Raw genomic sequence first — 266 nt, 5'->3', positions numbered from 1 at the left:
CCTCGCCCGGATAGTCTTCGTTAAAGTATTTCCCGCCGTTGGCGCGCACCAGCGCCGAGAAGATCCAGCCGCCGTAGTCGTCGTTGGTCGACGGCAGCATGATCCCCCACTGGCCTTTGCTTTCGTCGGTCAGCTTTTTGGCATCGGCCAGCAGCTCGGCCCAGGTCTGCGGCGGCTGTTTGATCCCGGCCCGATCGAACATCGTCTTGTTGTAGTAGAGGATCGGCGTCGAGTTATGGAACGGGATCGCATAGGTGGTGCCCATC

At 60.5% G+C, this 266-nt stretch carries 1 protein-coding gene; it reads right to left on the bottom strand.

Going from position 1 to position 266, the window contains the following annotated elements:
• On the bottom strand, positions 1–266 hold a 266-nt coding region (locus tag ACODJP_RS14125; RefSeq protein WP_422482584.1), incomplete at both ends, for an extracellular solute-binding protein.

It is taken from the genome of Pleomorphochaeta sp. DL1XJH-081 (genome assembly GCF_049310885.1).
In the GTDB taxonomy this organism is placed as follows: Bacteria; Spirochaetota; Spirochaetia; order Sphaerochaetales; family Sphaerochaetaceae; genus CAYZJV01.
This window is presented reverse-complemented; position numbering and strand designations above follow the sequence as displayed.